The 13830-nt window shown below is 69.8% G+C and carries 15 protein-coding genes; all 15 read left to right on the top strand.

Annotated features, from left to right (window positions below):
- Positions 1-18: 18 nt before the first annotated feature.
- Positions 19-864 (top strand): peptide chain release factor N(5)-glutamine methyltransferase, encoded by an 846-nt coding sequence (gene prmC, locus ABCR83_RS26050; protein ID WP_462697626.1) that lies wholly within the window; start codon positions 19-21, stop codon positions 862-864.
- A 64-nt stretch (positions 865-928) separates the two neighbouring features.
- Complete coding sequence (locus ABCR83_RS26045) at positions 929-1576, top strand: L-threonylcarbamoyladenylate synthase (protein WP_462697625.1); 648 nt, start codon at positions 929-931, stop codon at positions 1574-1576.
- Entirely contained in the window at positions 1573-2226 is a 654-nt protein-coding gene (locus tag ABCR83_RS26040; protein WP_462697624.1) for an arsenate reductase/protein-tyrosine-phosphatase family protein, read from the top strand. The genes ABCR83_RS26045 and ABCR83_RS26040 overlap by 4 nt, the downstream gene beginning before the upstream one ends.
- A gap of 90 nt (positions 2227-2316) precedes the next feature.
- The gene (locus ABCR83_RS26035; protein ID WP_462697623.1) at positions 2317-3606 is read left to right on the top strand and encodes a serine hydroxymethyltransferase; all 1290 of its coding nucleotides are present in this window, start codon (positions 2317-2319) and stop codon (positions 3604-3606) included.
- Positions 3607-3706: 100 nt separating this feature from the next.
- Positions 3707-4996 (top strand): MraY family glycosyltransferase, encoded by a 1290-nt coding sequence (locus ABCR83_RS26030; RefSeq protein ID WP_462697653.1) that lies wholly within the window; start codon positions 3707-3709, stop codon positions 4994-4996.
- A 219-nt stretch (positions 4997-5215) separates the two neighbouring features.
- The gene (locus ABCR83_RS26025) at positions 5216-5656 is read left to right on the top strand and encodes a hypothetical protein (protein ID WP_462697622.1); all 441 of its coding nucleotides are present in this window, start codon (positions 5216-5218) and stop codon (positions 5654-5656) included.
- 279 nt (positions 5657-5935) lie between these two features.
- The gene (gene atpB, locus ABCR83_RS26020; protein WP_462697652.1) at positions 5936-6730 is read left to right on the top strand and encodes a F0F1 ATP synthase subunit A; all 795 of its coding nucleotides are present in this window, start codon (positions 5936-5938) and stop codon (positions 6728-6730) included.
- 75 nt (positions 6731-6805) lie between these two features.
- On the top strand, positions 6806-7054 hold the full coding sequence (gene atpE, locus ABCR83_RS26015) for an ATP synthase F0 subunit C (RefSeq protein ID WP_462697621.1): 249 nt from the start codon (positions 6806-6808) through the stop codon (positions 7052-7054).
- A gap of 43 nt (positions 7055-7097) precedes the next feature.
- Positions 7098-7661 carry a F0F1 ATP synthase subunit B gene (locus ABCR83_RS26010; protein ID WP_462697651.1) on the top strand — a complete coding sequence of 188 codons (564 nt, stop codon included), beginning with the start codon at positions 7098-7100 and terminating at the stop codon, positions 7659-7661.
- Positions 7658-8473, top strand: a complete 816-nt coding sequence (locus ABCR83_RS26005) for a F0F1 ATP synthase subunit delta (RefSeq protein WP_462697620.1) — start codon at positions 7658-7660, stop codon at positions 8471-8473. Before ABCR83_RS26010 ends, ABCR83_RS26005 begins: the two co-directional genes overlap by 4 nt.
- Before the next feature lie 116 nt (positions 8474-8589).
- Entirely contained in the window at positions 8590-10164 is a 1575-nt protein-coding gene (atpA, locus tag ABCR83_RS26000; protein WP_462697619.1) for a F0F1 ATP synthase subunit alpha, read from the top strand.
- A gap of 2 nt (positions 10165-10166) precedes the next feature.
- On the top strand, positions 10167-11096 hold the full coding sequence (locus ABCR83_RS25995) for a F0F1 ATP synthase subunit gamma (protein WP_462697618.1): 930 nt from the start codon (positions 10167-10169) through the stop codon (positions 11094-11096).
- Positions 11097-12539, top strand: coding sequence for a F0F1 ATP synthase subunit beta (atpD, locus tag ABCR83_RS25990; protein WP_462697617.1), 1443 nt, complete (start codon positions 11097-11099; stop codon positions 12537-12539). It abuts the gene before it with no gap.
- A gap of 114 nt (positions 12540-12653) precedes the next feature.
- Positions 12654-13031 (top strand): F0F1 ATP synthase subunit epsilon, encoded by a 378-nt coding sequence (locus tag ABCR83_RS25985; protein WP_462697616.1) that lies wholly within the window; start codon positions 12654-12656, stop codon positions 13029-13031.
- Positions 13032-13149: 118 nt separating this feature from the next.
- Positions 13150-13599: a DUF2550 domain-containing protein gene (locus ABCR83_RS25980; RefSeq protein WP_462697615.1), complete on the top strand. Its 450-nt coding sequence runs from the start codon at positions 13150-13152 to the stop codon at positions 13597-13599.
- The last annotated feature ends 231 nt before the right edge of the window (positions 13600-13830 follow it).

The raw sequence follows: 13830 nt of genomic DNA, 5'->3' as shown, positions 1-13830 counted from the left end.
CAACAGGAGGAAGGCCCAGTGAACCTGCTGCTCGCCGAGGTGGCACAGGCCACCCAGCGGTTGGCCGACGCCGGCGTGCCGTCCCCGCGCTTCGACGCGGAGGAGCTCGCCGCCTTTGTACACGGCGTCAGACGAGGCGAACTGCACCTTGTCGCCGACGCGGACTTCGACGCCCGCTACTGGGAGGCCGTTGCGCGCCGCGAGGCCCGTGAACCCCTCCAGCACATCACCGGTCGTGCCTTCTTCCGCTACCTCGAACTCCAGGTGGGCCCCGGCGTCTTTGTGCCCCGGCCGGAGACGGAATCCGTGGTCGGCTGGGCCATAGACGCGGTCCGCGCCATGGATGTCGTCGAACCCCTCATCGTCGACCTGTGCACCGGCTCCGGGGCCATCGCCCTCGCCCTCGCCCAGGAAGTGCCCCGCTCCCGGGTGCACGCCGTGGAGCTCGACGAGACCGCCCTGAGCTGGGCCCGCAAAAACGTCGAGGGCTCCCGCGTCCAGCTCCGGCACGGCAACGCCCTGGATGCGCTGCCCGAGCTCGACGGCCAGGTCGACCTGGTCATCAGCAACCCCCCGTACATCCCGCTCACCGAGTGGGAGTATGTGAGCCCGGAGGCCCGCGACCACGACCCGGAGCTCGCGCTCTTCTCCGGCGAGGACGGCCTGGACACCATCCGGGGCCTGGAACGCACCGCCCACCGCCTGCTGCGCCCCGGCGGTGTCGTCGTCATCGAGCACGCCGACACCCAGGGCGGCCAGGTGCCGTGGATCTTCACCGAGGAGCGGGGCTGGGCCGATGCGGCCGACCACCCGGACCTGAACAACCGGCCCCGGTTCGCCACGGCGCGGAAGGCGATGCCGTGACACCCCTGGCTGTGAAGAGCGTGGCAGCACAGACATTGGTCCCGTACGAGGAGGTTGGCTAGAGATGGCACGGCGTTACGACTGCAGCGACGCGACCGACCGCAAGACCGGTCTGCGCGAAGCGGCCGCCGCGGTCCGCCGCGGCGAGCTGGTCGTGCTGCCCACCGACACCCTGTACGGCATCGGTGCGGACGCCTTCAGCCGCGAGGCCGTCGGCGACCTCCTGGAGGCCAAGGGCCGCGGCCGCGGCATGCCTTCGCCCGTCCTGGTGGGCTCCCCGAACACCCTGCACGGCCTGGTCACCGACTTCTCCGAGCAGGCCTGGGAGCTGGTCGACGCCTTCTGGCCCGGCGCGCTCACCCTGGTCGCCAACCACCAGCCGTCCCTGACCTGGGACCTGGGGGAGACCCGGGGCACCGTCGCGGTCCGGATGCCGCTGCACCCGGTCGCCATCGAACTGCTCACCGAGTTCGGTCCGATGGCGGTCTCCAGCGCCAACCTCACCGGCCACCCGGCCCCGCAGACCTGCGACGCCGCCCAGGAGATGCTCGGCGACTCGGTCTCCGTCTATCTCGACGGCGGCCCCACCCCCGCGGATGTGCCGTCCTCCATCGTGGACGTCACCGGCAAGGTGCCCGTCCTGCTGCGGGCCGGTGCGATCAGCGCCGAGCAGCTCCGCGAGGTGGTACCCGACCTCGAGGTGGCCAGTTGATCGCCCCGCAGGGGCGTGGCATAGCGGGACCGGAGACGAGCACCGACATCTTCCGCATCCTCCACGTCAGCACCGGCAACGTCTGCCGCTCGCCCATCACCGAGCGGCTGACCCGCCATGCCCTCACCGAGCGACTCGGCGACCCCCTGGCCGGCGGGCTCGTGGTGGAGAGCGCCGGCACCTGGGGGCACGAGGGCGCCCCCATGGAGGCGCACGCGGCCACCGTCCTCGCCGACTTCGGCGCCGACCCGCACGGCTTCACCGGCCGGGAGCTGCTGGACGAGCACGTCATCCGGGCCGATCTGGTGCTGACCGCCACCCGCGACCACCGCGCCCAGGTCATCTCCATGGGCCACTCCGCGGGCCTGCGCACCTTCACCCTCAAAGAGTTCACCCGGCTGGTGCGGGCCATCGACCCGGTCACCCTCCCGGAGCCCGACCGGGCCGGCGGAATGGTCGAGCGGGCCCGCGCCCTGGTGCAGGCCGCCGCCGCGCTGCGCGGCTGGCTGCTGGCCCCGGACGCGGAGGCCGACGAGGTGCACGACCCCTATGGCGCCCCGATCACCTTCTTCCGCTCCATCGGCGATGAGATCAACCGGGCGCTGGATCCGGTCGTCACCGCGCTCACCGGGGTCGCGGGGCCGGTCTGAGCCCTGCGTCCGCCCGGCGGCGGGCCTACATTGGGTGGTGAGCACGGCTTTCCCGCCCACCGCTCTTCCGCCACCGCATCGGAGCCCACGATGCCTGTCACCGATGTGTCCCCCGCCCCGGCCAACACCCTGGGCCCGCGCCCAGACTGGGGACCCGGCTTCGAGGCGCTGCTGCGACAGGACCCCGAGGTCGCGGGCGTACTGCTCGGCGAGGCCGTACGGCAGTCCACCGGGCTGCAGCTGATCGCCGCGGAGAACTTCACCTCGCCCGCGGTGCTCGCCGCCCTCGGCTCCCCGCTCGCCAACAAGTACGCCGAGGGCTACCCCGGCCGCCGCCACCACGGCGGCTGCGAGCTGGTCGACCTCGCCGAGCGCATCGCCACCGACCGGGCCAAGGCGCTGTTCGGCGCCGAGCACGCCAATGTCCAGCCGCACTCCGGCTCCGCCGCCGTACTGGCCGCGTACGCCGCGCTGCTCAGACCCGGCGACACCGTGCTGGCGATGGGGCTCAGACAGGGCGGGCACCTCACCCATGGCTCCCCGGCCAACTTCTCGGGCCGCTGGTTCGAGTTCATCGGCTACGGAGTGCACCCGGAGACCGGCCTCATCGACTACGACCAGGTGCGCGACCTCGCCCGCGGCCACCGGCCCAGAGCCATCGTCTGCGGCTCGATCTCCTACCCCAGACACCCCGACTACGCCGTCTTCCGGGAGATCGCCGACGAGGTCGACGCGCATCTGATCGTGGACGCCGCCCACCCCATCGGCCTGGTCGCCGGGGGAGCGGCACCCAATCCGGTGCCCTACGCGGATGTGGTGTGCGCCACCACCCACAAGGTGCTGCGCGGGCCGCGCGGCGGGCTGATCCTGTGCGGCGCCCGGTCGGCCGACCGGATCGACCGGGCGGTGTTCCCCTTCACCCAGGGCGGGGCGCAGATGCACAGCGTCGCCGCCAAGGCCGTCGCCTTCGGCGAGGCCGCGACCCCCGCCTTTACGGCCTACGCCCACCAGGTCGTGGCCAACGCCCGTACGCTGGCCGCCGCGCTGGCCGCCGAGGGCCTGGCCATCGGCACCGGGGGCACCGACACCCACCTGATCACCGCGGATGTGGCCCCGCTCGCCCTGGACGGCGCCACCGCCCGGGGCAGGCTGGCCGCCGCCGGGATCGTCCTGGACACCTGCGGCCTGGGCCACGGCCCCTCGCGCGGGCTGCGGCTGGGCACCGCGGCGGTCACCACCCAGGGCATGGGAGAGGCCGAGATGACGCGGGTGGCGGCGCTGCTGGGCGCCGCGCTGCGCGGGGAGGGGCAGGAGGGCGAGGTCCGGTCGGCGGTGACGGAGCTGGTCGGTCGATTCCCGCCATATCCCGTGCAGACATGATCGTTTGGAGCCATCAAGGGGCGGTGAACGTCTTCTTCTCCATTCACGTATCGGAGGCGGACGCGTTTATGGTGTTGGGCTGTGATGTCCAGCGAGATCCCTGGGGCGGCCCGTGCGTGAATACCTGCTGACGCTGTGCGTGGCCGCGGCCGTCACCTACTTGCTGACGGGCCCGGTGCGGAAGTTCGCGTTCATGGCCGGTGCGGCGCCGGAGATCCGCGCGCGCGATGTGCACCGCGAGCCGACGCCACGGCTCGGCGGTATCGCGATGTTCGGCGGGCTGTGCGCGGGTCTGCTGGTGGCGGCGCATCTGTCGAACCTGAAGGGCGTCTTTGAGACCAATGAGCCACGGGCGCTGCTCTCCGGCGCCGGGCTGATCTGGCTGCTGGGGGTGCTGGACGACAAGTGGGGCGTGGACGCCCTGGTGAAGCTGGGCGGCCAGATGATCGCCGCCGGTGTGATGGTGCTCCAGGGGCTGACGATCCTGTGGATCCCGGTGCCCGGTTTCGGCTCGGTCAACCTCACACCGATGCAGGGCACGCTGCTGACCGTGGCGCTGGTGGTGATCACGATCAATGCGGTCAACTTCGTGGACGGTCTGGACGGCCTCGCCTCGGGCATGGTGTGCATCGCCGCCGCGGCGTTCTTCCTGTACGCCTACCGGCTGTGGTATGGCCACAATGTGGAGGCGGCGGCGCCCTCGACGCTGTTCGCGGCGGTCCTGATGGGCATGTGCCTGGGCTTCCTGCCGCACAATATGCACCCGGCGCGGATCTTCATGGGCGACTCCGGGTCGATGCTCATCGGGCTGGTGCTGGCGGCGGGCGCGATCTCCATGACGGGCCAGCTGGACCCGGATGCGCTGGAGCTGTTCACCGGCTCCGAACGGGCCGCGACCCGCGGCATGGTCCCGGTCTACATCCCGCTGCTGCTGCCCTTGACCGTGATCGCGATCCCGGCGGCCGACCTGATCCTGGCCGTGGTGCGCCGCACCTGGAACGGCCAGTCACCCTTCGCGGCCGACCGCGGGCATCTGCACCACCGGCTGCTGGAGCTCGGCCACTCGCACAGCCGGGCCGTGCTGATCATGTACTTCTGGGCGGCGCTGATCGGCTTCGGCACCGTCGCCTACTCGGTGAACTCGGGCAGCGTATGGATCCTGTTGGTGATCGTCGCGCTGAGCGCCGGGGGGCTGACCCTGCTGATGCTGCCCCGCTTCACCCCGCGGGCGCCGCGCTGGGCCGAGCAGTTCGTACCGCCGCGCTACCGCCGCGGCTCCGACCACGGCACCCGGCCCGGCCGGCCGGGCGCGGTGTCGGCCGGGCTGCACGGGGCGACGGCCATCGGCGACCGCGCGCGCTTCCGGGAGCGCAGCAGCACGCGGGACTGAGGGCGCGAGGGAATCGCCCGTAACTCTGTCGTGTGACGGGCAGCACACTAAGTAGGTAAAGACCTCATCAAATAGTTTGTGATACCGTTCACGAAACCCGCGGTGTCAGAGCCGAAGGGCCGCGGTGCGACGGCCCTTCGTTTGCAAAGAGCTTCTTGCCCCCGGGATACGCTCGTCCCCGACGAATCGTTGCTTCCGACTCCGCCGGAGAGACCCTTCATGCAGGCCAACGACGCCCGAACGCTACTGCAGTGCGCCGTACCGACCGCTGTCGCGGGAGTCATTGCCATGGCCATCGCCTTTCCGCTCGCGGGCGGCAAGGGGGCTGTCGGAGCGATCGCGGGCACCGCGCTCGCCCTGGCCAACATGTCCCTGGGTCTGTACCTGCTCCAGCGCACGGCACGGCAGTGGCCGCAGGTGTTCCAGATGATGGGACTCGCGCTCTACGCCGTGCAGTTCCTGGTCATCGCCGTCCTCCTGGGAGTGCTGAAGGACACCACGCTCTTCAACATCCGGGCCTTTGCCTTCTCGGTGCTCGCCGCCACGCTCGTCTGGGTCGCGGCCCAGCTGCGCGCGCACCTGAAGATGAAGATCCTTTATGTCGACCCGGACGCCGCCGCCGACGCGAAGAAGCCCGCGCCGGCGGAGTCCCCGTCATGACCGGTAGGGCCGGGATAAGTGCTCGTGTGCTCACCTGCTATCGTCCGGTGCCATCTGAGGTGCAGTGGACGCAGACGGCCGGAGCCCCGCTCTTCGCGGGAGTGCGCCGGCGGTCCGTCCAGCTGATGCCTGCGGCGGCCCCCGGCCGCCGGCCGACCTGCCGCACCCCTAACCGTAAGACCAGTCCAGTGCCGTTCCGTGGCTGCTTGCCGCGCCGACACAACGAGGTTGCCGTACCTATGCGCCACGCTGAAGGAGCTCGCGGTGAGTGCTGACCAGATGCTCGCCTTCGAGACCGATTGCCACATCTTCGATGGGTGCGGCTTCCCGACACCGGGCCTTCACTCCTTCGTCTTCGAACCGCTCTTCAAGATCGGCGGTGTCGAGGTCAACAAGCCGATGCTGCTGGCCACTCTGAGCACGGTCGTCGTGCTTGTGTTCCTCTGGGCCGCCTTCGGCCGGGCCAAGGTGGTGCCGGGCAAGCTCCAGATGGTGGGTGAGGCCGGCTACGACTTCATCCGCAGGGGGATCGTCTACGAGGCCCTCGGCAAGAAGGAGGGCGACAAGTACGTCCCCCTGATGGTCTCGCTGTTCTTCTTCATCTGGATGATGAACCTCTGGTCGATCATCCCGATCGCCCAGTTCCCGGTGACGTCGATCATCGCCTACCCGGCTGGTCTGACCCTGTTGGTCTACCTGATCTGGGTGCCACTGACCTTCAAGCGGCACGGCTTTGTCGGCGGCATCAAGAACATCTCCGGCTACAACAAGGAACTCGGCTGGGTCCTCCCGCTGGTCATGGTGCTGGAGTTGCTCTCCAACCTGCTGATCCGCCCCTTCACCCACGCGGTCCGGCTCTTCGCGAACATGTTCGCCGGCCACGTCCTGCTGCTGATCTTCACCATCGCCAGCTGGTACCTGCTGAACGGCATCGGCATCGCCTACGCCGGTGTGTCCTTCGTGATGGTCATCCTGCTGACCGTCTTCGAGATGTTCATCCAGGCCCTTCAGGCGTACGTCTTCGTCCTCCTGGCCTGCTCCTACATTCAGGGCGCTCTCGCCGAGCACCACTGAGCGGCTCCACCCCCAGACCCCCAGACGTCCGGTGGCCAACCCCCACCGGTCCGTGAAAGAGAAGGAAGAAACGGCATGTCCGCTGCGCTTCAGACCCTTGCCGACGGCGTTTCCCTCAAGGGCAACCTCGCCTCCATCGGCTACGGCCTCGCGGCCATCGGCCCCGGTGTCGGCGTCGGCATCATCTTCGGCAACGGCACCCAGGCTCTGGCCCGCCAGCCCGAGGCGGCCGGCCTGATCCGCGCCAACCAGATCCTGGGCTTCGTCCTCTGTGAGGCCCTCGCCCTCATCGGTCTGGTCATGGGCTTCGTCTACACCTCCTGATCCGTAGACGACACCTGATCAAGCGACGAAAGGCACTGATGTGATCGCCCTGGCAGCATCGCTGGCATCGGAGGAGGCAGAGCCCGCCTTCCTTCCGCCGATCCCCGAGCTGGTCATCGGTACGCTCGCCTTCCTCATCGTCGTCCTCTTCCTCGGCAAGAAGCTCCTCCCGGGTCTGAACAAGACCCTGGACGAGCGCCGGACGGCCATCGAGGGCGGCCTGGAGAAGGCCAAGGCCGCCCAGGAAGAGGCCAAGCAGGTACTCGACGACTACCGGGCTCAGCTCGCCGAGGCACGCACCGAGGCCGCGCGCCTGCGCCAGGAGGCGCAGGAGCAGGGTGCCGCGATGGTCGTCGAGATGCGGGCCGAGGGCGAGCGGCAGCGTGCGGAGATCATCGCTGCCGGTCACGCCCAGGTCGAGGCCGACCGCCAGGTCGCCGCGGCGTCGCTGCGGCAGGACGTGGGCAAGCTGGCCATCGACCTGGCCGACCGGATCGTCGGCGAGTCCATGAAGGACTCCGCCCGGCAGGAACGGACCATCGACCGGTTCCTCGACGCGCTCGAGGTCAAATCGGCCGATACGACGAAGGCTGAGGTCACCCGATGAACGGTGCGAGCCGCGAGGCCCTGGCCTCGGCACGCGACAACCTCGACGCGCTGGTGGACAGCGCCTCGACCGACGCCGCCGAGCTCGCCGAGGACCTCACCTCCGTCACCGCGCTGTTCGACCGCGAGGTGTCGCTGCGCCGGGTCCTCACCGACCCGGCGCAGCCCGCCGAGGCCAAGGCCGAGCTGGCCGGACGTCTGCTGCGCGGGCAGGTCGGCGGTGACTGCGCCGACCTGGTGAGCGGTCTGGTCCGCTCCCGCTGGTCGTCCTCGCGCGACCTGGTGGACGCGCTGGAGGAGCTGGCCGCGAGCGCCGACCTGGCCGCCGCCCAGCAGGCCGGCCAGCTGGACGACGTCGAGGACGAGCTGTTCCGCTTCGGCCGTATCGTCGAGTCCAACCCCGGTCTGCGCGCCGCGCTGACCGACAAGGTCGCCGACAGGGCCGCCAAGGCCGGGCTGCTGCGCGCGCTGCTGGGCGGCCGGGTCAACCCGGTCACCGAGCGACTGGTCACCAGGCTGGTCACCGCGCCGCGAGGCCGTAGCCTGGAAGCGGGGCTCACCGCCCTCTCCAAGCTGGCCGCGGACCGCCGTGGCCGCGTCGTCGCGGAGGTCATCTCCGCGGTGCCGCTCAACGACCGGCAGAAGCAGCGCCTCGGCGATGTCCTCGCCAGGCTCTACGGGAAGCGTGTCCACCTCAACCTGGACGTCGACCCCGAGGTCATCGGCGGCATCCAGGTGCGCATCGGCGACGAGGTCATCAGCGGGACCATCGCGGACCGGCTCGCCGACGCGGGCCGTCGGATGGCCGGCTGACCAGCCACCAACTCAAGAGCATGACTGACGGCCCGAGTTGGGCCGACGGTGTCCCACGGGGGAAGCCCCCTGGGGAAGTAATACTTCGGGCCCAACAAGGAGAGCAGGGAACCCAGATGGCGGAGCTCACGATCCGGCCGGAGGAGATCCGGGACGCGCTGGAGAACTTTGTCCAGGCGTACAAGCCGGACGCGGCCTCGCGCGAGGAGGTCGGTACGGTCAGCCTGGCCGGCGACGGCATCGCCAAGGTCGAGGGGCTGCCCTCGGCCATGGCGAACGAGCTGCTGAAGTTCGAGGACGGCACCCTCGGTCTCGCCCTCAACCTCGAGGAGCGCGAGATCGGTGCGATCGTCCTCGGCGAGTTCAGCGGCATCGAGGAGGGCCAGCCGGTGCAGCGCACCGGTGAGGTGCTCTCCGTCGGTGTGGGCGAGGGCTACCTCGGCCGCGTCGTCGACCCGCTGGGCAACCCGATCGACGGCCTCGGCGAGATCGCGAACATGGAGGGCCGCCGGGCCCTCGAACTGCAGGCGCCCGGCGTCATGGTCCGCAAGTCGGTCCACGAGCCGATGGAGACGGGCTACAAGGCCGTCGACGCCATGACCCCGGTCGGCCGTGGCCAGCGTCAGCTGATCATCGGTGACCGGCAGACCGGCAAGACCGCCCTGGCGATCGACACGATCATCAACCAGCGTGCCAACTGGCGCACCGGCGACCCCAACAAGCAGGTCCGCTGCATCTATGTCGCGGTCGGCCAGAAGGGCTCCACCATCGCGTCCGTGCGCGGCGCACTGGAGGAGGCCGGCGCCCTGGAGTACACGACCATCGTCGCGGCCCCGGCGTCCGACCCGGCGGGCTTCAAGTACCTGGCCCCCTACACCGGTTCCGCCATCGGCCAGCACTGGATGTACCAGGGCAAGCACGTCCTGATCGTCTTCGACGACCTGTCCAAGCAGGCCGACGCCTACCGTGCCGTCTCCCTGCTGCTGCGCCGCCCGCCGGGCCGCGAGGCCTACCCGGGTGACGTCTTCTATCTGCACTCGCGGCTGCTGGAGCGCTGCGCCAAGCTCTCCGACGACATGGGCGCCGGCTCGATGACCGGTCTGCCGATCGTCGAGACCAAGGCGAACGACGTCTCGGCGTTCATTCCGACCAACGTCATCTCCATCACCGACGGCCAGTGCTTCCTGGAGTCCGACCTGTTCAACGCCGGTCAGCGCCCGGCCCTGAACGTCGGTATCTCGGTCTCCCGCGTCGGTGGTTCGGCCCAGCACAAGGCCATGCGCCAGGTCTCCGGCCGGCTCCGGGTGGACCTCGCCCAGTACCGCGAGCTGGAGGCGTTCGCCGCCTTCGGTTCCGACCTGGACGCGGCCTCCAAGGCGGCCCTGGAGCGCGGCAAGCGCATGGTCGAGCTGTTGAAGCAGACCCAGTACGCCCCGTACGCCACCGAGGACCAGGTCGTCTCCATCTGGGCCGGCACCACCGGCAGGATGGACGACGTCCCGGTCGAGGACATCCGCCGCTTCGAGCGCGAGCTGCTTGACTACCTGCACCGTGACCACAAGGGCCTGATGACCAGCATCGTCGAGGGCGGCAAGATGTCCGACGACACGCTGCAGGCGCTGGGTGACGCGGTCGCGTCCTTCAAGCAGCAGTTCGAGACGGCGGACGGCAAGCTGCTGGGCGAGGGCTGAGCATGGGTGCCCAGCTCCGGGTCTACAAGAGGCGGATCAAAACCGTCTCCGCGACCAAGAAGATCACCAAGGCGATGGAGATGATCGCCGCCTCGCGCATCGTCAAGGCACAGCGCCAGGTGGCCGCGTCCACTCCGTACGCCAGTGAGCTCACCCGGGCAGTGACCGCGGTTGCCACCGGCTCCAACACCAGGCACCCGCTGACGACCGAGGTCGAGCAGCCGGTGCGGGCCGCGGTGCTGCTCGTCACGAGCGACCGCGGTCTGGCGGGCGGCTACTCCTCCAACGCCATCAAGGCGGCGGACCAGCTCACCGAGCGGCTGCGCGGCCAGGGCAAGGAGGTCGTCCACTACATCGTCGGCCGCAAGGGCGTGGGCTACTTCGGCTTCCGGGAGCGCCCGGTCGCCGCGTCGTGGACGGGCTTCACGGACAGCCCGACCTACGCGGACGCCAAGAGGGTGGCGGACCCGCTGATCGAGGCCGTACTGAAGGACACGGCCGAGGGCGGCGTGGACGAGTTGCACATCGTCTTCACGGAGTTTGTGTCGATGATGACGCAGGCCCCGGTGGACAAGCGGCTGCTGCCGCTGACCCTCGAGAAGACGGAGAACGCGGAGGACGAAGCCGAGCCGGCGAAGGACCGGATCCTTCCGCTGTTCGAGTTCGAGCCGTCGGACGAGGCGGTGCTCGACGCGCTGATGCCGCGGTTCGTCGAGTCCCGTGTCTACAACGCCCTGCTGCAGGCCGCCGCTTCCGAGCACGCGGCCCGCCGCCGGGCGATGAAGTCGGCGACCGACAACGCCGAAGAGCTCATCAAGTCGCTCAAGCGGCTTGCCAACGCGGCCCGACAGGCCGACATCACCCAGGAAATCAGCGAGATCGTCGGTGGCGCCAGCGCCCTGGCCGACGCGACCGCGGGGAGTGACCGATAAATGACCACCACTGTTGAGACGGCTGCTGCGGCGGGCCGCGTCGCACGGGTCATCGGCCCCGTCGTCGACGTGGAGTTCCCCGTCGACGCGATGCCGGAGATCTACAACGCGCTCACCGTCGAGGTCTCCGACCCGGCCGAGGCCGGCAAGCGGAAGATCCTGACCCTGGAGGTTGCGCAGCACCTGGGCGAGGGCCTGGTGCGCGCCATTTCCATGGAGCCCACCGACGGCCTGGTCCGCCAGGCCGCGGTGACCGACACCGGTGCGGGCATCACCGTGCCCGTCGGGGACGTCACCAAGGGCCGGGTGTTCAACACCCTGGGCCGGATCCTGAACGAGCCCGAGGCCGAGGCCGAGGTCACCGAGCGCTGGCCCATCCACCGCAAGGCCCCCGCCTTCGACCAGCTCGAGTCCAAGACCGAGATGTTCGAGACCGGCCTGAAGGTCGTCGACCTGCTGACCCCGTATGTCAAGGGCGGCAAGATCGGTCTGTTCGGTGGTGCCGGTGTCGGCAAGACCGTGCTGATCCAGGAAATGATCATGCGTGTGGCCAAGCTGCACGAGGGTGTTTCCGTGTTCGCCGGTGTCGGTGAGCGCACCCGTGAGGGCAACGACCTCATCCAGGAAATGGAAGAGTCGGGCGTTCTGGACAAGACCGCGCTGGTCTTCGGTCAGATGGACGAGCCCCCGGGCACCCGTCTGCGGGTGGCGCTGGCCGGTCTGACCATGGCGGAGTACTTCCGCGATGTGCAGAAGCAGGACGTGCTGTTCTTCATCGACAACATCTTCCGCTTCACCCAGGCCGGTTCGGAGGTCTCGACCCTGCTCGGCCGGATGCCCTCCGCGGTGGGCTACCAGCCGAACCTGGCCGATGAGATGGGTCTCCTCCAGGAGCGCATCACCTCGACCCGTGGTCACTCGATCACCTCGATGCAGGCGATCTACGTCCCCGCGGACGACCTGACCGACCCGGCCCCGGCCACGACCTTCGCGCACCTCGACGCGACGACCGTGCTGTCGCGTCCGATCTCGGAGAAGGGCATCTACCCGGCGGTGGACCCGCTGGACTCGACGTCCCGCATCCTGGACCCGCGCTATGTCGCGCAGGACCACTACGACACCGCCATGCGCGTCCGGGGCATCCTGCAGAAGTACAAGGACCTCCAGGACATTATCGCGATCCTCGGCATGGACGAGCTCGGCGAAGAGGACAAGCTGGTCGTCCAGCGTGCCCGTCGCGTCGAGCGCTTCCTGTCGCAGAACACCCACGCGGCGAAGCAGTTCACCGGTGTGGACGGTTCGGATGTGCCGCTGGACGAGTCCATCGCCGCGTTCAACGCCATCTGCGACGGTGAGTTCGACCACTTCCCGGAGCAGGCGTTCTTCATGTGCGGTGGTCTCGAGGACCTCAAGAACAACGCCAAGGAGCTGGGCGTCTCCTGAGCGTTCCGATGCTCATGGCCCGGGGGCGGGGTGCTGCCGCCCCCGGACCGTACGTCCCCTATTCTTTGACCCAACGCCCGCCGGACCCGGCGGGTGGAGACCCGAGGAGCCACGTTGGCTGCTGAGCTGCACGTCGAGCTGGTCGCGGCGGACCGAAGCGTCTGGTCCGGCGAGGCCACTCTGGTCATCGCGCGTACCACATCGGGTGACATCGGCGTCATGCCCGGCCACCAGCCGCTGCTCGGTGTGCTGGAGTCCGGCCCGGTGACCATCAGAACCACCGACGGCGGGACGGTCGTCGCCGCGGTGCACGGCGGCTTCATCTCGTTCGCGGACGACAAGCTGTCGCTGCTCGCGGAGGTCGCCGAGCTGGCGGACGAGATCGACGTCACCCGTGCGGAGCGGGCGCTGGACCGTGCGAAGTCGGAGGCCGATGCGGCCGCCGAGCGTCGTGCGGACATCCGGCTCCGTGCGGTCACGGGCGTTCACTAGCCCGAGACCCACTGAACCACGTCCCTCAGCCGCGGACCGCCTGCCACCATCCAGGGCGGTCCGCGGCTGAGGCAATGCAGGTGCGGTTGCTCTAGATCATGCGAGGAGGTCGGTGGAGATGGTCCTCGCTCTGCTCGTGGGCGGCATCGTCGTTCTGCTGGTACTGATGGGGCTGCTCGTCTTCGCGTTGCGCAGGCGGCTCATCCAGCGGTCGGGCGGCACCTTCGACTGCAGTCTGCGCTGGGACGTTCCCGAGGAGCCCGGCGAGTCCTCCGGCAAGGGCTGGGGCTTTGGCGTGGCCCGCTACAACGGCGACCGGATCGAATGGTTCCGGGTCTTCTCCTATGCGTACCGGCCACGCCGGGTGCTGGAGCGGGCCTCGATCGAGGTGCTGGAGCGGCGGATTCCGCTGGGCGAGGAAGAGCTGACGCTGCTGTCGGACGCGGTGGTGCTGGCCTGTCTGCACCGGGGCAAGCGGCTTGAGCTGGCGATGAGCGAGGACGCCCTGACGGGCTTTCTGGCCTGGCTGGAGGCGGCGCCTCCGGGGCAGAGAGTCAATGTTGCCTGAATAAGGGGTGAGCGGTGGGGGGGGCGGGGTTTAGGGCCCCCCACCCCCCGGGTGGCCCCCCGCCCGGTTGGGCCGCGGGGCACCGCGGGCCCCGGGGGGCGGCCCGTTTGGCGGGCCGCCCCGGGGGCCGCGGGGGCGGGGGGGGCCGCCGTGGGCCGCACCCGGGACACAAAACCGCGCCCCCCATCGGAGATGGGGGGCGCACCGTGGCTGGGGCCGGGGTCGAACCGG

It is taken from the genome of Streptomyces xingningensis, assembly GCF_054957865.1.
Note: the sequence above shows the minus strand (reverse complement) of the source record. Positions and strands in the feature narration are given on the sequence as shown.